At 65.8% G+C, this 19381-nt stretch carries 17 protein-coding genes; 12 read left to right on the top strand and 5 right to left on the bottom strand.

Features of this window, described 5'->3' with window-relative positions; translation table 11 throughout:
* Positions 1-42: 42 nt before the first annotated feature.
* A complete protein-coding gene (locus ACEOAC_RS16880; RefSeq protein WP_413444646.1) occupies positions 43-975 on the bottom strand; it encodes a DMT family transporter in 933 nt (310 codons plus the stop codon).
* 117 nt (positions 976-1092) lie between these two features.
* Here ACEOAC_RS16880 and ACEOAC_RS16875 point away from each other — a divergent pair, with 117 nt between their 5' ends.
* A complete protein-coding gene (locus ACEOAC_RS16875) occupies positions 1093-1905 on the top strand; it encodes an AraC family transcriptional regulator (protein ID WP_413444645.1) in 813 nt (270 codons plus the stop codon).
* Between the two features lie 115 nt (positions 1906-2020).
* On the opposite strand, the gene ACEOAC_RS16870 is transcribed toward ACEOAC_RS16875, so the two are convergent.
* Positions 2021-3322 (bottom strand): D-amino acid dehydrogenase, encoded by a 1302-nt coding sequence (locus ACEOAC_RS16870; protein WP_077238235.1) that lies wholly within the window; start codon positions 3320-3322, stop codon positions 2021-2023.
* Between the two features lie 152 nt (positions 3323-3474).
* Here ACEOAC_RS16870 and ACEOAC_RS16865 point away from each other — a divergent pair, with 152 nt between their 5' ends.
* From ACEOAC_RS16865 to ACEOAC_RS16855, 3 genes are all read left to right on the top strand, one after another.
* On the top strand, positions 3475-3963 hold the full coding sequence (locus ACEOAC_RS16865) for an Lrp/AsnC ligand binding domain-containing protein (protein ID WP_006464533.1): 489 nt from the start codon (positions 3475-3477) through the stop codon (positions 3961-3963).
* Between the two features lie 184 nt (positions 3964-4147).
* Positions 4148-6475, top strand: a complete 2328-nt coding sequence (locus ACEOAC_RS16860; RefSeq protein ID WP_241812836.1) for an FdhF/YdeP family oxidoreductase — start codon at positions 4148-4150, stop codon at positions 6473-6475.
* A 15-nt stretch (positions 6476-6490) separates the two neighbouring features.
* Positions 6491-6781 carry a helix-turn-helix domain-containing protein gene (locus tag ACEOAC_RS16855; RefSeq protein WP_413444644.1) on the top strand — a complete coding sequence of 97 codons (291 nt, stop codon included), beginning with the start codon at positions 6491-6493 and terminating at the stop codon, positions 6779-6781.
* Positions 6782-6834: 53 nt separating this feature from the next.
* On the opposite strand, the gene ACEOAC_RS16850 is transcribed toward ACEOAC_RS16855, so the two are convergent.
* Positions 6835-8274: a PLP-dependent aminotransferase family protein gene (locus ACEOAC_RS16850; RefSeq protein WP_241812834.1), complete on the bottom strand. Its 1440-nt coding sequence runs from the start codon at positions 8272-8274 to the stop codon at positions 6835-6837.
* Between the two features lie 69 nt (positions 8275-8343).
* Here ACEOAC_RS16850 and ACEOAC_RS16845 point away from each other — a divergent pair, with 69 nt between their 5' ends.
* Positions 8344-9015, top strand: coding sequence for a glutathione S-transferase family protein (locus tag ACEOAC_RS16845; RefSeq protein ID WP_413628464.1), 672 nt, complete (start codon positions 8344-8346; stop codon positions 9013-9015).
* A gap of 18 nt (positions 9016-9033) precedes the next feature.
* Here the strand turns inward: ACEOAC_RS16845 and ACEOAC_RS16840 are convergent, their stop codons facing one another.
* Together ACEOAC_RS16840 and ACEOAC_RS16835 are read right to left on the bottom strand one after the other, a co-directional pair.
* A complete protein-coding gene (locus tag ACEOAC_RS16840) occupies positions 9034-10341 on the bottom strand; it encodes an ATP-binding protein (RefSeq protein ID WP_413628463.1) in 1308 nt (435 codons plus the stop codon).
* The gene (locus tag ACEOAC_RS16835) at positions 10338-11081 is read right to left on the bottom strand and encodes a response regulator (RefSeq protein ID WP_413445616.1); all 744 of its coding nucleotides are present in this window, start codon (positions 11079-11081) and stop codon (positions 10338-10340) included. Before ACEOAC_RS16835 ends, ACEOAC_RS16840 begins: the two co-directional genes overlap by 4 nt.
* A gap of 225 nt (positions 11082-11306) precedes the next feature.
* Between ACEOAC_RS16835 and ACEOAC_RS16830 the strand changes: the two genes are divergently transcribed.
* The 7 genes from ACEOAC_RS16830 (at position 11307) to ACEOAC_RS16800 (ending at position 19276) form a co-directional block, all read left to right on the top strand.
* Positions 11307-13376: a TonB-dependent receptor domain-containing protein gene (locus ACEOAC_RS16830; protein ID WP_241812830.1), complete on the top strand. Its 2070-nt coding sequence runs from the start codon at positions 11307-11309 to the stop codon at positions 13374-13376.
* Positions 13376-14320: an alpha/beta hydrolase gene (locus tag ACEOAC_RS16825; protein WP_413628462.1), complete on the top strand. Its 945-nt coding sequence runs from the start codon at positions 13376-13378 to the stop codon at positions 14318-14320. The genes ACEOAC_RS16830 and ACEOAC_RS16825 overlap by 1 nt, the downstream gene beginning before the upstream one ends.
* 151 nt (positions 14321-14471) lie before the next feature.
* Positions 14472-15149, top strand: a complete 678-nt coding sequence (locus ACEOAC_RS16820; RefSeq protein WP_077238227.1) for a PepSY-associated TM helix domain-containing protein — start codon at positions 14472-14474, stop codon at positions 15147-15149.
* Between the two features lie 76 nt (positions 15150-15225).
* On the top strand, positions 15226-15771 hold the full coding sequence (locus ACEOAC_RS16815; protein ID WP_039876113.1) for a DUF2271 domain-containing protein: 546 nt from the start codon (positions 15226-15228) through the stop codon (positions 15769-15771).
* Positions 15772-15824: 53 nt separating this feature from the next.
* Positions 15825-16655, top strand: a complete 831-nt coding sequence (locus tag ACEOAC_RS16810) for a DUF4198 domain-containing protein (protein WP_413445678.1) — start codon at positions 15825-15827, stop codon at positions 16653-16655.
* Between the two features lie 84 nt (positions 16656-16739).
* Positions 16740-17747 carry an FAD:protein FMN transferase gene (locus ACEOAC_RS16805; RefSeq protein WP_413628461.1) on the top strand — a complete coding sequence of 336 codons (1008 nt, stop codon included), beginning with the start codon at positions 16740-16742 and terminating at the stop codon, positions 17745-17747.
* 2 nt (positions 17748-17749) lie between these two features.
* A complete protein-coding gene (locus ACEOAC_RS16800; RefSeq protein ID WP_413628460.1) occupies positions 17750-19276 on the top strand; it encodes a sulfite reductase subunit alpha in 1527 nt (508 codons plus the stop codon).
* Positions 19277-19381: the final 105 nt, after the last annotated feature.

Raw genomic sequence — 19381 nt, 5'->3', positions numbered from 1 at the left:
GGCTGAAGCCACCGGTCAGTGCGGCTGTGGCGCTTCGGGCGTTCACGCGCGATCTCCCCCTTGCGAGGTTCTGGTGAGATGGTGTTGTGGTCCGCTTTGTCCGCTCTGCGCCTTGTCTCCCCGCAACGCCATCCCCAATCCCGCCACGATCGCCACCGCCCCCACCATCATCGACACCGACAACGGCTCCTGCAGCACCCAGGCCGAGGCCGCGACGCCGAAGAGTGGCGACAGCGCATTGAGCATCAGCGCCCGCACCCCAAGCCGCGCAACCACCCAGTTGAACAAGGCCACGCTGAGGATGCTCACCAGCAGGCCGTGATAGGCGCTCTGCAGCGCCAGGGCGGGCAGGGGCTTGCTGAAGGTGGTTTCGCCCAGCCAGGGCAAGGCCACCAGCGTGCAGGCCAGCGACAGTACCTGCGTCAGCGCCACCGCATCCAGCGGGGCGACCTGCCAGTTGCGGTTCAGGACCAGGTACCAGGCCCACATCAGGGCCGATAGGACGAACATCAGGTCGCCGCGCCAGGCGCCTGCCGGGGTCAGGCCGCTGGCCAGGATGCCATTGAGACCGACCAGCACCAGCCCGGCCAGGAGCAGGAGCACGCCCCACGGCGAGATGCGCTCGTGCTGCCGGAAGACGAAGCGGCTGATCGCCATGCCGAACAGCGGGGTGAGCGCCGGATGGATCAGCGCGCCATGCGAGGCCGGGGCATAGTTCACGCCGCCGACCAGCACCAGGCTGAACAAGGGGCCGGAGAGCAGGAATAGCACCAATCCGCGCCGCCAGCCCACGCCACAGGCACCGATGAGTCCTCGGCGCCAGGCATAGGGCAGCATCAACAGGCCGCTGGTGAGGTAGCGCACCAGGGTGGCGTCATAGGGGGTCAGCCCTTGCTGGTAGCCGTAGCGCGAGATCACGGGTTGGATGCCCCAGATCAGCGCGACCAGGATGCCGGAAAGAATGGGTGGGTTCATGTCGAAAGCCGGTTAGTGAAAGCCCTGCAGAAGTGAGCACAGTAGAGCAAAGGGGCTTTGACTGACTTTCGATCATTGGTCAATAATGTTTGAATCTACGCCATCACCGGTTTACATATGCCCAAGCCCACGCCAGCTCCGCCGACCCTGCCCATCGATCGCGTGGGGGACATTGCGCGACCGGTGGTGGTGGCGGGTGCCGATTATCCCAGCGGTTCGCTGCAGCCCCTGCACAGTCATCGGCGGGCGCAATTATTGTTCGGGGTGGCGGGCATGATGCAGGTGGTCACCCAAGATGGAGCCTGGGTGGTGCCGCCGCAGCACGCGGTGTGGATTCCGTCCGGGCGTGAGCACCTGAGCCGCATGCTGCTGCCGGTGACGACCTGCAGTGCCTTCGTGGAGCCCGAGCACGCGCCGCGCCAGGCGCAGACCTGCCAGGTGCTGGAGGTGCCGCCCTTGTTGCGTGAATTGCTGATCGAGGCGACCCGCATCGATCCGCTCTACGCGCCCAATAGCCGGGAAGAAGACCTGATGCGCCTGCTCCTGGCCGAGATCGGTCGCGCCCGCGCGATTCCGGTCCACGTGCCGCTGCCGCAGGAGGAAAAACTGGGCGCGCTGTGCCGCAGCTTCATGATGGCGCCGTCGATACGCTCGCGTCCGGGGGAGTGGGCGGAGCAACTGCATACGAGCGAACGCAGCTTCAATCGCCGTTTCCTGGCGCAGACGGGGATGGGTTTCCAGCAGTGGCGCTTGCGGGCCTGCATCGTCAATGCGATCTCGCGGCTGGCGCTGGGGCATTCGGTGACGGTGATCGCCTATGACCTGGGCTATGAACGGCCGGCGGCGTTTTCCACGATGTTCAGGAAGATGACCGGGCATGTGCCGTCGGCCCATCCGGCGGCGCTGGGGGCGGTGCGTCGCAGCCGCTGAGCGGCGGCTATAAAAAAGGCCGGGGCATTTCGCTCCGGCCAACCATTCTGCGAGGGATGCAGAAGAGACTATCGGGGTGAAGGACGCAGGGCGTGCGCCCTGTCGTCAGTCCTGATCAGGCACCTGCCAGGCGCGGGGCCTGCGCCCGGCCGCCCGTTTGCATGTAGCGCTCGACCGAGAGGTCTTCATGAGCGATGGCGGGACGGCGGCCGGAGATCAGGTCGGCCAGCAGTTGTCCCGAGCCGCAGGACATGGTCCAGCCCAGGGTGCCGTGGCCGGTGTTGATGAACAGGTTCGAGACCGGGGTGGCGCCGACTACCGGCGTGCCGTCCGGGGTCATCGGGCGCAGGCCGGTCCAGAAGCTGGCCTGGCGGGTGTCGCCCGCGCCGGGGAAGAGGTCGTTGACCACCAGTTCCAGAGTGGCGCGGCGCTTGGCCTTGAGGGTGGTGTCATAGCCGACGATCTCGGCCATGCCGCCCACGCGGATGCGGTCGTCGAAGCGCGTGACGGCGATCTTGTAGGTTTCGTCCAGGATGGTCGAGACCGGAGCGGCGCTGGCGTCGGTGATGGGTACGGTGATCGAGTAACCCTTGAGCGGATAGACCGGAATGGCGGGCAGGCCCGGCACATCGGCGAGCAATTGGGGGGAGTAGGAGCCCAAGGCGACCACGTAGCTGTCAGCCTGTACCAGTTCCTTGCCGCAGACGACGCCGGCGATCTTGCCGCCGGCCATGGCCAGCGCATCGATGGAGACGTCGTAGCGGAATTTCACGCCCAGCTGTTCGGCCATCTTGGCCAGGCGGGTGGTGAAGAGCTGGCAATCGCCGGTTTCGTCATTGGGCAGGCGCAGGCCGCCGGTGAGCTTGCCGCGCACCTTGTCCAGCGCCGGTTCGGCGCCGCCCAACTGGTCCGGGCGCAGCAGTTCGAAGGGAACACCGGCTTCCTTGAGCACGGCGATGTCCTTGGCGGCACCATCCAGTTGTTCCTGGGTGCGGAACAGCTGCAGCGTGCCTTGCTCGCGGCCTTCGTAGGGGATGCCGACATCGGCGCGCAGCGCGCGCAGGCAGTCGCGGCTGTATTCGGCCAGGCGCACCATGCGTTCCTTGTTGACGGCATAGCTCTCGGCATTGCAGTTGCGCAGCATCTGCCACATCCAGCGCAGCTGGTTGAGCGTACCGTCCGGGCGGATGGCCAGCGGGGCGTGTTCCTGGAACATCCACTTGATGGCCTTCAACGGAATACCGGGTGCAGCCCAGGGCGAGGCGTAGCCGGGGGAGATCTGGCCGGCATTGCCGAACGAGGTTTCCAGCGCGGCGCCGGGTTGGCGGTCCAGTACGGTCACGTCATGGCCGGCCCTGGCCAGATACCAGGCACTGGTGACCCCGATGACACCGCTTCCAAGAATGACGACGCGCATGTTGATTCCCCGTTTTCAATGATGCCGCTACGAAAGGCTGCTGGATTAGAAGATTCAGCTATGATATGGGCGAATAAATAGTGTTTGTTCGCGTATTTATTGATAATTTCAGGAAGAAATAATTTAAATCGCGCTGAAACAGGAAAAATCCCATGAGAACCCAGCAGCAGTCCGTCCGTACCCTCGACAAGCTTGATCACCGCATCCTGGCGGTGCTGCAGAAGGATGGGCGCATTTCCATGAAGGAGCTGGGCGAGCAGGTCGGGCTATCGGTCACGCCCTGCATCGAACGGGTCAGGCGCATGGAGCGCGATGGGGTCATCACCGGCTATTACGCGCGCGTCAATCCGGAGTCACTGGGGGCGACCTTGCTGGTGTTCGTGGAGATCACGCTGAACCACAAGTCGGGCAACATGTTCGAGCAGTTCCGGCGCGAGGTGCTGCGCATTCCCGAGGTGCAGGAATGCCACCTGGTCTCGGGCGATTTCGACTACCTGATCAAGGCCCGCATCCGGGGCATGGCCGAATACCGCAAGCTGCTGGGCGATATCCTGCTGCAGCTGCCGGGGGCGGCGCAGTCCAAGAGCTATGTGGTGATGGAGGAAATCAAGGAAACCCTGGCCTTGCCGCTGGACGACTGAGATGATCGGGCGCATGGCGTCGCCAGATAAAGGGTCGGGGGCGGGGCTGGGGCGCGAGGGATGGTTGAGCAGCTTGCTTGACCTGCACTGTACTTGAATCCGGCGTGCGTTCCTGTGCATTCCTGTTTGGTTTGGTGTGACCTAGACTTCACCTACACTGGACTCCACTCCGACCCGAGACATCATGCCTTCCAAACCAAGAATCGAGCAATACAATCAACCCGCAGGCGGCTGGGGCGCACTGAAATACGTGGCGCTAAACCTAGTCAAGGAACACGTGGCCGATGGCAAGGGGCTGCGCACCCTGTTGTCGCAAAACCAGCCGGACGGTTTTGATTGCCCCGGCTGTGCATGGCCGGACCGGGAGCATACCTCCACCTTCGAATTCTGCGAAAACGGCGTCAAGGCGGTGGCTGCCGAGGCGACCAAGAAGCGGGTGACGCCCGATTTCTTCGCCCAGCACACCGTGGCCGAGCTGATGCAGCAGTCGGACTATGAACTGGAAGAACACGGCCGCCTGACCCATCCCATGGTCTACGACGCCGCCACCGACAAGTACCGCAAGATCGAATGGAGTGCCGCCTTCGAACTGATCGGCCAGCATCTCAATGCCTTGCCCGATCCGAACATGGCCGACTTCTACGTCTCCGGCCGCGCCAGCAACGAGGCGGCTTTCCTGTTCCAGTTGTTCGTGCGCCAGTACGGCACCAACAATTTCCCCGACTGCTCCAACATGTGCCATGAGCCCACCAGCGTGGGCCTGCCGGTGACTGTCGGGGTCGGCAAGGGCACCGTGCTGCTGGAAGACTTCGACCACTGCGACACGCTGCTGCTGTTCGGCCAGAATCCGGCCACCAACCACCCGCGCATGATGGGCGAGCTGCGTCACGCCTCCAAGCGCGGCGCCACCATCGTGGCCATCAATCCGCTGAAGGAACGCGGCCTGGAGCGCTTTGCCGATCCGCAAAGCAAGGTCGAGATGCTGACCATGGGCAGCACCCGGATCAGCTCCATGTTCATCCATCCCAAGCTGGGCGGTGACCTTGCGCTGATCAAGGGCGTCATCAAGCGCACCATCGAGCTGGACGACGCTGCCCTGGCCGCAGGGACCGAGCGCGTGATCGACGTGGCCTTCATCGAGCAACATACCGCCGGCTTCGAGGCGTTCGCCGCCCAGGCGCGTGGCGAAAGCTGGGACGACATCGTCGAGGAATCCGGCGTCTCCCGTGACGACATCGAAAAGCTGGCCCAGGTCTACGTCAAGGGTAAGGCGGTCATCGCCACCTGGGGTATGGGCCTGACCCAGCACAAGCATGCGGTGGCCACCATCCAGCTGCTGTCGAACATGATGATGCTGCGCGGGAACATCGGCCGCCAGGGCGCTGGCCTGTGCCCGGTGCGTGGTCACTCCAACGTGCAGGGCGACCGCACCGTGGGTATCGACGAAAAGCCGACCCCGGCCTTCCTGGATCGCCTGGAACAGGTGTTCGGCTTCAAGGCGCCGCGCCACCACGGCAACGACACGGTCGGCTCGGTCATGGCCATGCTGGAAGGCCGCACCAAGGTCTTCATCGGCCTGGGCGGCAACTTCGCCATGGCCACGCCCGATACCCCGCGCACCTTCGAGGCCATGCGCTCCTGCAACCTGACGGTGCATATCACCACCAAGCTCAATCGCAGTCACCTGGTGCATGGCCGTGACGCGCTGATCCTGCCGACCATGGGCCGCACCGAGATCGACATGCAGAAGTCCGGTCCGCAGGGTGTGACGGTGGAGGATTCGATGAGCATGGTGCACGTCTCCTATGGCATCAACAAGCCGGCTTCCGAGCAGCTGATGTCGGAAACCGCCATCGTGGCGCATATCGCGCAGGCCACCATGCAGTCGCGCAGCAACGGTCCGCAGATCGACTGGCTGTGGTATGCAGAGGATTATTCTCGCATCCGCGATGCCATCGAAAAGGTCTACGACGCCTTCAAGGGTTACAACGAACGCATCGCCAATCCGGGTGGCTTCCACCTGGGCGTGGCCTCGCGTGACCGGGTCTGGAAGACCAGCACCGGCAAGGCCAACTTCATGGTCCTCGACATTCCCAAGGACACGCCCATCCATCGTGCCCGGGCGATCCACGGCGAGAAGCTGCTGACCCTGATGACCACCCGTTCGCACGACCAGTACAACACCACCATCTATGGCATGGACGACCGTTATCGCGGTGTGTTCGGCCAGCGCCGGGTGGTGTTCATCAACCCGGCCGATCTGCAGATGCTGGGCTTGAAGGATGGCGAGTGGGTCGATATCACCAGCGTCTGGGACGATGGCGTGGAACGTCGCGCTGATGGTTTCCTGCTGGTGGCCTACGACATTCCTCGCGGTTGCATCGGCAGCTACTATCCCGAGACCAACCCGCTGGTGCCGCTGGAGAGCTTTGCCGACCAGGCCCGCACGCCGACCTCGAAGTCGATTCCGGTGCTGCTGGCGCGTTCGGCGGTGCAGCGCACGGCGGCGTAAGCAGAGATGGTGGACATGGCAGACATGGCGGACTCGGCGGACCCGGGCAGCGGCGACCTGCAGGAGCGGGCGCGGCAACTGGGCGTCCCGCCCGAGGTACTGCTCATCGTCGAGACCTTGCAGGCCGACGCCGAAGAGAAGGAGGGCGGCGCGCTGTCACTGGCGCGCCTGTCCAAGCGCACGCAACTGCGCATGAGTACCTTGCGGCGTCTGCTGTCGGCGCTGGAAGAGGCCGGCGTGGTGCAGGTAGCGATGAACGAGGACGGGACCGGCAGCGTCAGCTTGCTGGTGCCGCCGCCTCAGTAAGCGCTACCTGAGCGACCTAGGCGCCATCGCCGCCGTGAGCAGCCGCAGACAACTCAATCCGCCAGTTCCTGCACCAGCTTGCCCATCAGTTTGAGGGCCTGTTCGATCTCCCTCGACCAGTCATAGCTGTAGTTGAGCCGGATGAAATGGCTGTAGCGATTGGTGGCCGCAAAGATGCGCCCCGGCGCCACCGTGATGCCCAGTGCCAGACTGCGGCGATACAACTCCATCGCATCCACCTGCGGCGGCAATTCCACCCACAGCACATAACCGCCTTCGGGCGCGGAGACCCGCGTGCCTTCCGGGAAGAAGCGCAGCACGAAGTGCCGCATCAACTCGCGTTGCTGGGCAAAGGCGCGGCGGACCCGGCGCAGGTGGCGCTCGTAGCCGCCCTGGGTCAGGTATTCGGCGATGGCCCGTTGCGGGGCGGTAGGCGTGGCCAGGGTGTTGAGGAACTTGAGCTTTTCCACCTGATCGCGGTAGCGGCCGGGCATGGCCCAGCCGATGCGGTAGGCGGAGGTCAGGCTCTTGGAAAAGGACGAGCAGTGCAGCACCAGGCCGTCGCGGTCGTAGTTCTTCAGCGAAGAAGGATGCGCATTGCCGTAATAGAGTTCGCTATAGACGGCGTTTTCGATCAGCGGCATCTGGTGCTGTTCGGCCAGGCGCACCAGCCTTTCCTTTTCGCTGTCCGGCATCTGGAATCCGAGTGGATTCTGGAAGTTGGGCATCACCATGCAGGCCGCCACGGCTTGCGTCTTCAGACATTCTTCCAGGGCCCCGACGTCCATCCCGCGCTCGGGATCGGTGGGGATTTCCAGCGCCCGCATGCCCAGTCGCTCGATGGCGTGCAGCATGGCATAGAAGGTCGGGGTCTCGACCGCGATGGTGTCGCCCGGCTTGGCCACGGCTTGCAGGCAGAGGTTGATGGCCTCGGTCGCGCCGACGGTGATGACGATTTCCTCGGGGGCGACCTTGAGACCGTTTTCCAGGTAGCGCCGGGCGATCTGGCGCAGCAGTTCCGGATGGCCCGGCGGCAGGTCGTCGAACACGCTGGACTGGCTGGCATGGCGGGCGATCTTGCCGGCATACTGCGCCAGCCGGTGCGAGGGGAAGAGCGCCGGATTGGGGTAGGGCGACCCCAGCGGCACGGTGCCGTCCTGCTGGATGGTCCTGAGCGTGGCCAGCACCAGCCGGCTGACGTCGACCTCGGTCGATTCCTGCCAGGCCGGGTGATCCTCGCGCGAGGCCTTGGCCACGGGCATGGCCACGGTCTCGGCCTGGGCCCGTACGAAGTAGCCGGATTGCGGCTGGCTTTCGATGATGCCTTGGCTTTCCAGCAGTTCGTAGGCGCGTACCACGGTCGTGACGCTGACCTTGTGTTGCTGGCTGGCAATGCGTACCGAGGCGATGCGCTCGCCCGGGCGCAGCACGCCGGCGCGGATCGAGGCCGCCAGCTGGTCGGCAAATTGTTTGTAGAGAGGCATGGCGGCCATGGAAGAGGGATGTGGGAGAGTGGTGTTAGAGTGCTAAGCCCGCATTCTACAAGGTACAAGGACGCCGCCATGATCACCGTGCATCACCTGAACAACTCCCGCTCGCAGCGCGTACTGTGGCTGCTGGAAGAGCTGGGGCTGGATTACCAGATCAAGTTCTACCAGCGCAATCCCAAGACCATGCTGGCCCCGCCGGAACTGCTGGCGGTCCATCCCCTGGGCAAGTCGCCCGTGATTACCGATGGCGACCTGACGGTGGCCGAGTCGGGCAACATCATCGAATACCTGCTGGAGCGCTACGGCGCCGACAGTGGCCTGCTGCCGGCCGCCGGTACTGCCGAGCGCCTGCGCTATCGCTACTGGCTGCACTTCGCCGAGGGCTCGGCCATGCCCTGGCTGTTGCTGGGCCTGATCTTCGCCAAGATGCCCGGGGCCGTGCCGGTGCTGATCCGTCCGATCGCCAAGATGCTGGCGCAGGGCATGCGCAGCCGCGTGGTCGCGCCGCAGCAGGAGCGGCAGCTCAAGTTCATGGAAGCGGAACTGGGCAAGGACGAGTGGTTCGCCGGGGCGCAGTTCACGGGGGCGGACATCCAGATGAGTTTCCCGGTCGAGGGCCTGCGGGCGCGGGGCGGGCTGGATGGGCGCTATCCCAGGCTGCTCCGCTACCTGGAAGCCATCCACGCCCGGCCGGCCTACCAGCGGGCGCTGGAAAAGGGCGGGCCTTACGAGCTGTTGCGCTAGCCTTCGGCGCGGGAGATTTCAGGCCGGCAAGCTCACCTGGGCGCGCAGGCCACCGCCGCTGCGATTGCACAGCAGCAGGCGCCCGCCATGGGCCTCCACGCTGGAGCGGGCGATGGCCAGCCCGAGGCCGACATGGCTGTCGCGGCCCCGATGGCGGGCCGGGTCAAGGCGCACGAAGGGCTTGAAGACTTCCTCCAATTGCGCCTCGGCGATGCCGGGGCCGTCATCGTCGACCAGGATCGTGAGCGCGCCATCGGACTGCGCCCTCAGGGACAGGCGCGCGCACTGGCCATAGCGCACTGCGTTGTCCACCAGGTTGCCCAGGGCGCGGCGCAGGTGGATCGGGCGGCAGCGATAGGGCTGGGAAGTCGCCTCTTCCAGCAGCACCTGGTGCCCCTGGGCCGACTGTTCCTCGGCGATCTCGCGCAATAGTGCCTGCAGATCGATCTGTTGAGTGGCTTCGGCGTGGGCGTCGTCGCGGGCAAAGTGCATCGTTTCTTCCACCATGACCCGCATCTCCTCGAGGGTGTGGATCATCGCCGTGCGCAGCGCGGCATCGTCCACCAGTTCGGCCCGTAGTCTCAGGGAGGTGATCGGCGTGCGCAGATCGTGACTGATGGCGGCCAGCATGCGGGTGCGGTCTTCCACGAAGCGGCGCAGCCGTTGTTGCATCAGGTTGAAGGCGCTGGTGACGTCGCGCGCTTCCTGCGGGCCGGTGACCGGCAGGGCGTCGATCTGCTCACCCCGGCTGACCCGTTCGGCGGCCTGTGCCAGGGCCTTGATCGGGCGCAGGATGCGGCGCAGGAACAGCGCCACGATGACCAGCACCGGCAGCGTCGAGACCGGCACCGAGAAGCGTAGCGGGCGCTGCCAGCCCTGGGTGATCACCGGGAACTGCACGGTGTTGACCCAATGCCCGTCTGGCGTGCGCAACGCCATGCGCAGCGTGGCCGGGCCTTCCGGGGATTCGTACAGGCTCACCCGCAGGGCATCGGCGGGCAGCGCCAGCAGGTCCTGCAGGCGCTGGCGCAGGATGTCTTGGTCGCGTCCTCGCTGGTGCTGGGCATCGATGTGCGGTTGCGGGTCCAGCGTATAGCGTCGGCTGTCCAGGCTGGCCTGGAGCAGCGCCGCCCGGGCCTGGGGCGTGGGCAGCAGGCCCAGGCGCCAGGCGATGGCGGCGTGTTCGGCCATCTGCTCGCGCGAGATCACGTGGATACGTTCGCCATTGCCCAATACCAACATCAGGCCGATGGCATGGGCCGCTACCAGACCGACCAGCAGCAGGGCCAGCAACTGGCCGGTCATGGTGCGCGGCCACAGTCTCATGAGACGGCGGGCTCTGCGCTGACCTGGGCCGCCAGCAGATAGCCGTTGCCCCATACCGTCTTGAGCAGGCTGGGGCGGCGCGGGTCGGGTTCGAGTTTCTTGCGCAGGCGGCTAACCTGGCTGTCGATGCTGCGATCGAAGGCCTGGGCTTCGGTGCCAGCGGTGAGGTCCAGCAGGCGGTCGCGCGAGAGCACGGTGTTGGGATGTTCCACCAGGACGCGCAACAGGCGGTATTCGACGCTGGAGAGGGTCACGCTGGCGCCGTCGCGGTCGCGCAGTTCGCGCTTGTCCACATCCAGGGTCCATGTATCGAAGAGGTAGCGCCGCACCGCCAGCGGCGCAGCGGGCAGCGATGCGCCCGGCAGTTGGCGGGCGATGCGGCGCAGCACGCTGCGGATGCGGGCCAGCAATTCGCCGGGTTCGAAGGGCTTGATCAGGTAGTCGTCCGCACCAGTGTCCAGGCCGCGGATGCGGTCGTCGCTGGAGGCCATGGCCGTCAGCAGGATCACCGGCGTACCCAGTTGCTGGTCGATGTAGCGGCACAGCGAGAGGCCGTCCTCGCCCGGCATCATCACATCCAGCACCACCAGGTCGAAGCGTTGCCTGCCCAGCAGCGCGCGCGCCTGTGCGGCATCCAGGGCCATGCTCACCAGCAGGTCCTGGCGGCGCAGGTAGGCGGCCAGCGGTTCACAGATATCGGGATGATCATCCACCACCAGGATGTGGCGTTGCGCTTGCATGGTTGTTCCTTCTCCGGTGGCCTTGGCTTGCCACACTTTGACAAACTTTTGCCAATTTTAAATGAATATAATTCTCATTTGCAAATCAACGGCAATCGACCAGGACCCGTCCGGTCTGGCGCAAATCCATTTCCCCAGCAACGTTGCAGGCCATGACCGTGGCCAGCAGGGGAGCGTGTGCGCCCGGACGTCGGCACGCTGGCATCCAACAGGGGAAGCAATCACATGTACGCATACCGTCTTTTCACACCCAATCGCATGACGCTCGCGGTGGCTGCCGCACTGGCCTTGTCGGCCGGTCTGGCGCAGGCACAGCAGGCCGAAGCCGGCCTCAGCCAGGTGGTGGTCACCGCCACCGGTTTCGAGCAGGAAGTCATCGATGCACCGGCCAGCATCACCGTCATCGGCCAGGATGAATTGAAGAAGAAACCCTTTCGCGACCTTACCGATGCCTTGAAGGATGTCGAGGGCGTGACTGTCACCGGCACCGCCAGCGAAAAGGACATCTTCATTCGTGGCCTGCCCGGTGCCTATACCCTGATCCTGGTGGACGGCAAGCGGCAGAGCACGCGCGATGCGCGCACCAACGGCAATTCCGGCTTCGAGCAATCCTTCATTCCCCCGCTGGCGGCCATCGAACGCATCGAGGTGGTGCGCGGGCCGATGTCCTCGCTCTACGGCTCAGATGCGATGGGCGGCGTGATCAACATCATCACCAAGAAGGTGGCGCGCCAGTGGGGCGGCTCGGTCAGCGTCGATACCACCTTGCAGCAGCATGCCGACTCGGGAGATGCCTACCAGGGCCAGTTCTACGTCAACGGTCCCATCGCCAGCGATGTGCTGGGACTGCAGATGTGGGGCAAGGTCTACAAGCGCCAGGAAGACCGCATCCTCAACGGTAATACCAAGGCGCTGGACACCGACTTTACCGCCCGCCTGGCGCTGACGCCCAACAAGGACCACGACATCCTGGCCGAGATCGGGACCACCCAGGTCCGGCGCGATGCCTCCAGCTATCACACCCTGGCGGCCACGCGTACCACGGCCGATACCTACAACGAAAACCCGCGCGACCACATGTCGCTGTCGCACACCGGTCGCTATGGCTGGGCCACCTCGGATGTGTCCATCTCCTACGAGAAGGCGCAGCGCAAGAGCTACACCGAAAGCCCGGTCGGCAGCGACAGCTACACCCAGGCCGCGCGCGCCCCCAAGATCGAGAACCTGGTGATGGACGGCAAGCTGTCCCTGCCGCTGGGGGCGCACTGGCTGGTACTGGGCGGCCAGTGGAACGAGGCCACCCTCACCGACGTCAACCCGGGCGTGAGCAGTACCCTGGTGCAGCAGTTCAAGATCACCCAGAAGGCGCTGTTCGTCGAGGACGAGTGGAAGCTGACCGAACGCCTGGCCCTCACCGGCGGCCTGCGCCTGGACCACCACCAGGTCTATGGCAACCACTGGAGCCCACGCCTGTATGCGGTCTGGCATGGCAGCGAGCAACTGGTGCTCAAGGGTGGTGTCTCGCGTGGTTTCCGGGCGCCGGACATTCGCACCATCGCACCGGGCTACGCCTATACCACCGGGGGCGCTGGCTGCACGGTCGGCCCCACCGGCACCTGCGGGGTCATCATCGGCGACCCCAACCTCAAGCCCGAGACCAGCACCAGCTGGGAAATGGGCGCACAGTGGGATAACCACGCCGGCCTGGCCGCCGGTGCCACGCTGTTCTACACCGACTTCAAGGACAAGGTCAGCAATGCCCTGGTCTATAACGCCGATGGCAGCATTGCGCGCTGGTCGGCCAACAGCAACTATCGCCTCTGGACCAGCTACAACGTCGATCGCGCCACGATCAAGGGCATCGAGTTGAGCGGGCGCTGGCAGGCCACCCGCAGCGTGGCGTTCAAGTCCAACTACACCTATACCGATTCACGCCAGAAGGGTGGCGCCTACGATGGCTATGCGCTGGCCCGCACACCCAAGCACATGTTCAACCTGCGTGCCGACTGGACCCCGGCCGATGCCTGGACCGTCTGGAGTGCGCTGGCCTACCACGGCAAGGAGGTCAATGCAGCTGCGCGCGTGGGGACTGCCGGCACCACCATTTCCTCGTCGGGGGTCAAGGAGTACCAGGGCTATACCCTGGCCGACCTGGGTGTGACGCATGACATCAACAAGCTCACCTCGGTCAGCGCGGCGATCTACAACCTTACCGACAAGCGTCTGGATGAGCAGAGCTTCAACACCGTCGGCGATGGGCGCCGCCTGTGGGTCAGCCTGACGCAGCGCTTCTGATGGCCGGCGTCGATCTGCACCGGCGGCGCGTGCTGGTGGCCGCCATGCTGGCCAGCCTGCCGGCAATGGCGGTAGCGCAGCCTGACCTGTCGCAGCGGCTGGGGCCGACGATTGCCGAGCACGGTTCGGCCTGGTATCGCTTCGAGCGCTTTGCGCTGCGCTCGCAGGACGGCCAGCGCGGCTACCGGGTGACCGTGTGCCTGCCACGCCGTGCCGCGCCGGCGGACGGTTATCCGGCCATCGTCCTGCTGGACGGCAATGCCGCGCTGGCGGCCATCGACGAAGCGCAGTTGCAGGCGCTGGATGCGGCTGGTCCACCGTTGATCGTGGCCATTGGCTATGACACTGACCTGCGCTTCGATGTCGCGGCCCGCGCCTATGACTACACGCCGCCCATTCCTGCCGGGCAGGCCGATGACGAAGCCCTGCGCGGACGCCGGGGCGGTGGGGCCGATGTGTTCCTGGACCTGTTGCAGGATCGCATCCTGCCGCAGGTGCGTCGGCTGGCACCATTGGACAGTGGGCGCCTGAGCCTGTGGGGGCATTCCTACGGTGGCTTGTTCGTCTTGCATACGCTGTTCACCCGGCCGGGGCTGTTCTCCCGCTATATCGCCGCCAGCCCGTCGCTGTGGTGGCAGCGCGGCCTGATCCTGGAAGAAGAACGGCGTTTCACGGAGGCGCCCGGCGCCCGGCTGTGGCTGATGGTGGGGGAGGCCGAACAGCGCGAGCGCAAGCCCGCCCGGGAGCTCGATGAACGTAGCCGCGCCATGCTGGCCGCGCGCGCCTGGTTACCGCCCCAGGCACTGCAAGAAATGGCGGTGCGGCTGCGTCAGCGCCAGGGGCTGGAGGTGCAGATGCGCAGCTTCCCGGGGCTGGCGCACGGACCGATGCTGCCGGCCTCACTGGCCCCGGCGCTGCGTATCGCTGCCGGGCTGGCGCCTTGAGACGGACGGCTGCGGGAGCTGCGTGGGCGGGTTTGTATCGTCATGTATCGCAAAGTAAAAGACCCGCGATGGGGCTGGCACAGCGCAGCAGTGAAGCTATAATTGAGAATTGTTATTATTTGCAGCCTGCTTCATTTCGGTTGTCGATTTCATGAAGGATTCTTCGCTCATCCCTGTCAATGCCGTTGCGGACCAGAAACGTCGGGCCTTCTGGCTCAAGCACCTGCACCAGTGGCACTGGATCAGTTCCGGCATCTGCCTGGTGGCGATGCTGGCTTTCGCCGTCACCGGCCTGACGCTGAACCACGCCGCACAGATCGAAGCAAAGCCGCAGGTGGTGCATCGCACCGCCGTGCTGCCGCCCGCGCTGCTGACCCCGCTACGCCAGCAGGCCGAGGCGGCATCCGCCGTCGATACCAAAGGCGGCAGCAAGGACCCCTTGCCCGCGCCGGTGCGGGACTGGGTCGCCCAGCAATGGTCGGTGGCGGTGGGCACGCAGGCGGCGGAGTGGTCGACCGATGAAGTCTATGTGGCGCTGCCACGTCCCGGCGGCGATGCCTGGCTGCGGGTGGCGCTGGAAGACGGGCAGGTGGAATACGAAAAGACCGATCGCGGCTGGATCTCCTATTTCAACGACCTCCACAAGGGCCGCAACACAGGCGCCGCCTGGAGCTGGTTCATCGATATTTTCGCCGTAGCCTGCCTGGTGTTCTGCATCACCGGGTTGTTCCTGTTGCAGATGCATGCCGGCAAGCGCCCGGCCACCTGGCCGCTGGTCGCGCTGGGCCTGGTGGCGCCGCTGTTGCTGGCGCTGCTGTTCATGCATTGAAGCTTGCGTTTTTCTCCCAGCCAGACGAGCCCGGTGGGCTTGCAGCCAGTCATCCTGTCTTATTTTGCGAGGTCACATGAAGCGTAGTCATTCCATGCTGCTCAAACCGACCGCCCTGGCACTGGCCATGGCGGCACTGTTCGCCACGGCCGCCCCGGCCGGGGCGGCGGAGATGAATCTGAAGATCGAGGTTCCCACCCTGAACGTGGCCGAATACCACCGGCCCTACCTGGCGGCCTGGATCGAACGCGCCGACCAGAGCGTGGCGGCCAACCTGGCGGTCTGGTACGACGTCAAGAAGAAGGACAAGGAAGGCGAGAAGTGGCTCAAGGATATGCGCCAGTGGTGGCGTCGTACTGGCCGCGAGCAGCAGATGCCGATCGACGGCGTCAGCGGTGCCACCCGCGCGCCGGGTGAGCAGAAGCTCAATTTCGGTTCTGCCAAGGGGCCGCTGGCCAACCTGGCCCCGGGTGACTATGTGCTGATGGTGGAAGCCGCCCGCGAAGTCGGCGGTCGCGAACTGGTCAAGGTGCCGTTCCAGTGGCCGCCCAAGTCGGTCCAGAGCGCCAAGGGCCAGGGCAGCAGTGAACTGGGGGCGGTGGCGCTGGAACTGAAGCCCTGAGGCACAGAAGCGCAGCATCACACCATAAAACCATCAAGAAAGAGGAAGCTGTCATGACGTTTTCCCTGAAGCATTTCACCGCCCGCTCCATGAAGATCGCCGCGCTGGCCCTGGCCATCAGCCTGCCGCTGTCGGCCCATGCCCACCGCCAGTGGCTGCTGCCCTCGGCCACCGTGCTCTCCGGCAGCGAGGCCTGGGTGACGGTGGATGCGGCGGTCTCCAACGACCTGTTCTACTTCGAACACTTCCCGCTGCGCCTGGACGGGCTGGTGGTGACCGGCCCCGACGGCAAGCCGCTGCAGGCGGTCAATGCCGCCACCGGCAAGTATCGCAGCACCTTCGATGTGCAACTGAGCCAGCCCGGCACCTACAAGATCGCCGTGGTCAACAACGGCGTCTTCGCCAGCTACAAGATCGATGGCCAGCAGAAGCGCTGGCGCGGTAGCGCCGAGGCCCTGGCCAAGGAGATCCCGGCCAACGCCACCGAACTGAAGGTGACCCAGATGAATAGCCGGGTGGAGACCTTCGTCACCGCCGGCAAGCCGACCACGGCTGCCCTGGCGCCGACCGGCACCGGTCTGGAGCTGGTCCCCGTGACCCATCCCACCGACCTGGTGGCGGGTGACACCGCGACCTTCCAGCTGCTGCTGGACGGCAAGCCGGCCGCCGACATCGAGGTGGAACTGGTACCCGGCGGCATCCGCTATCGCGACAAGCTGCTCGACACCAAGCTCAAGACCGCGGCCGACGGCAAGTTCAGCGTGAAGTGGGCGGGTCCGGGCATGTACTGGATGGAAGCCAGCGTCGCCGACCAGAAGACCACGCTGCCGCAGGCCACCCAACGCCGCGCCACCTACATCGCCACCATCGAAGTACTGCCCTGAGCACGGCCTGACCGACCTTGTTGGCGCCTGCGATGCGGGCGCCGTTTTCATTTTAGATACCTGTTTGGAGTGTGAGCGGTGACGATGTCCCATCGCGTGTTGATCCCCATCGACCTGGAGGCCCCGGCCGCGCTGCCCGCCGGGGCAGTGGCCCATCGCCTGGCCGGCGACACCATGGGCACGACCTGGAGCGTGCAGTTACTGGCCCCACCGGCGCTGACCACGGCGGCCATTGCCGATGCCATCCAGGCGCAGTTGCAGCGCGTGATCGACGAGATGAGCACCTGGTCGCCACAGTCCATCATCAGCCGCTTCAACCAGGCCCAGGCCGGTAGCTGGCATGCATTGCCGCCAGCATTCTTTACCGTGCTCGATGCCGCGCTGACCATGGCGGCCGACAGCGAAGGCGCCTTCGATCCCACGGTCGGGCCGCTGGTCGATCTGTGGGGTTTTGGCGCCGGTAGCGTGGCCGCCGACCGTCTGCGCTTGCCCCATCCGGAGCGCCTTGCGGCCGTGCGCCAGCGCTGCGGCTGGCAGCGCATCGTGCTGGACCGCGAGCAGCGCCGGATGCTGCAGGCCGGTGGCGTTTCTCTGGATTTTTCAGGCATCGCCAAGGGGTACGCGGTCGATCTGGTGGCGCAGGCCCTGCATGAACTTGGCTGTGCAAGCTGGCTGGTGGAAATCGGTGGCGAGCTGGCCGGGCAGGGCGTCAAGGCCGACGGCCAGCCCTGGTGGGTGGCGCTGGAACGGCCCCCGCACGATACCGCCCCGGGCATGGTGGTGGCACTGCACGGCCTGTCGGTGGCGACCTCGGGCGACTATCGCCGCTATGTCGATCATCAGGGCCAGCGCTATGCCCACACCATCGATCCGCGTACTGGCGCACCGGTACGGCAGGCGCTGGCCTCGGTGACGGTACTGCACCGGCAGTGCATGGTGGCCGATGCACTGGCCACCGTGCTGACCGTGCTGGGCGAGGAGGCCGGCATGGCCTTCGCCCGCCAGCGCGGTATTGCGGCGCTGTTCATCAGCGCACAGCCGCAGGGCTACCGCGAAACCATGACCCCGGCCCTGGCCGCCATGCTGGAGTGAGCATGGCACTGCAGACCCGTTATCTGTTGGCGGCGCTCGTCGCGCTGACCTATCTGGTGTTCTGCGTCATGACGGCGCTCACCTACCGCCGCGCGCAGCGCCGGCAGCAGGCGCAATGGGCGGGCGCGGCCGCAGGCAATAGCGATGCCGCCACCGTGCTGCTGGCCTTTGCCAGCCAGACCGGCACGGCCGAGCGCCTGGCTCTGCAGAGCGCGCAGAGCCTGCGGGCCGGCGGCATGGCGGTACGCGTGCTGCCGCTGGACCAGTTGCGCGAGGATGACCTGCTGCGCAGCCGACTGCTCCTGTTCGTGGTCAGCACCACCGGCGAGGGCGATGCGCCCGACATGGCCGCCACCCTGGCGCAACGCATGGCGCAGCCGTCCCCGGGCGCGCCGCTGCCGCAACTGCAGTTCGGCGTGCTGGCGCTGGGCGACCGCAGCTACCAGCAATATTGCGCCTTCGGCTATGCGCTGCATGCCTGGCTGGGGCGCCGCCATGCGCAGCCGCTGTTCGATGTGATTGACGTCGACAACGGCGACGACGGCGCCCTGCGCCATTGGCAACATCAGCTGGGCGTACTCAGCGGTCACAGCGACGAGGCCGACTGGAGTGCGCCGGCCTACGGGCGCTGGCGGCTGGCGCAGCGTCGGCTGCTCAATCCGGGTAGCGCCGGTGGAGCGGTGTGCCACCTGCAACTCACGCCGCTGGACCTGCCCGCGCCGAGCTGGCAGGCCGGCGACATCGCCGAGATCGGCCCGCGCAACAGCGACCAGGCAGTACAGGGCTTCATACAGGCGTTGGGTTTGCAGAATGAAACGACAACGCTGGCTCCGGTGCTCGCCAGCCGCTTGCTGCCGCACGAGGCCGCGGCGCTGCAGGCCTTGCGCGGCTTGTCCGGCGCTGACCTGCTCGCCCGCCTGAAACCCTTGCCGCACCGTGCCTATTCGATTGCCTCGCTGCCGGCCGATGGTGGCCTGGAGCTGATGGTGCGGCTGATGCACCAGCCCGATGGACGGGCCGGCATCGGTTCCGGCTGGCTGGGCCTGCATGCCGCGCCGGGCCAGGAGATCGACCTGCGGGTGCGGGTCAATACCGCCTTCCATGGCCCGCAGGACGACCGGCCGCTGATCCTGATCGGCAACGGCACCGGGCTGGCCGGACTGCGTGCGCATCTGCACCAGCGCATCGCCGCCGGGCAGCGCCGCAACTGGCTGGTCTTCGGCGAGCGTTCGCATCGGCACGACTTCTTCCATGGCGACGAACTGCAGGGCTGGCTGGCCGAGGGCCATCTGCAGCGGCTGGACCTGGCCTTCTCGCGCGACCAGGCGCAGCGCATCTACGTGCAGGACAAGCTGCGCGAGGCCGCCGCTGAACTGCAGCAGTGGGTGGAGCAGGGCGCCAGCCTGTACGTGTGCGGCAGCCTGCAGGGCATGGCGGCCGGCGTCACGCTGGCGCTGCAGGAGATTCTGGGCGAGGCGGCCCTGCAGGCGCTGGCCGAGCAGGGGCGTTACCGGCGCGACGTCTATTGAGGGCAGGCGTCGGGCCTCACAGGTGAAGTTGGCTGACAATGCCGGGAAATCCCATGGATTTGCCGGCATTTGCTTTATTTGCTTTTTCTCCCCGTTGCGCGAGAG

This window comes from Herbaspirillum frisingense (assembly GCF_047325095.1).
Classification (GTDB): domain Bacteria; phylum Pseudomonadota; class Gammaproteobacteria; order Burkholderiales; family Burkholderiaceae_D; genus Herbaspirillum; species Herbaspirillum frisingense.
The sequence above is the reverse complement of the archived record's forward strand: the minus strand, read 5'-3'. Positions and strand labels throughout refer to the sequence as shown.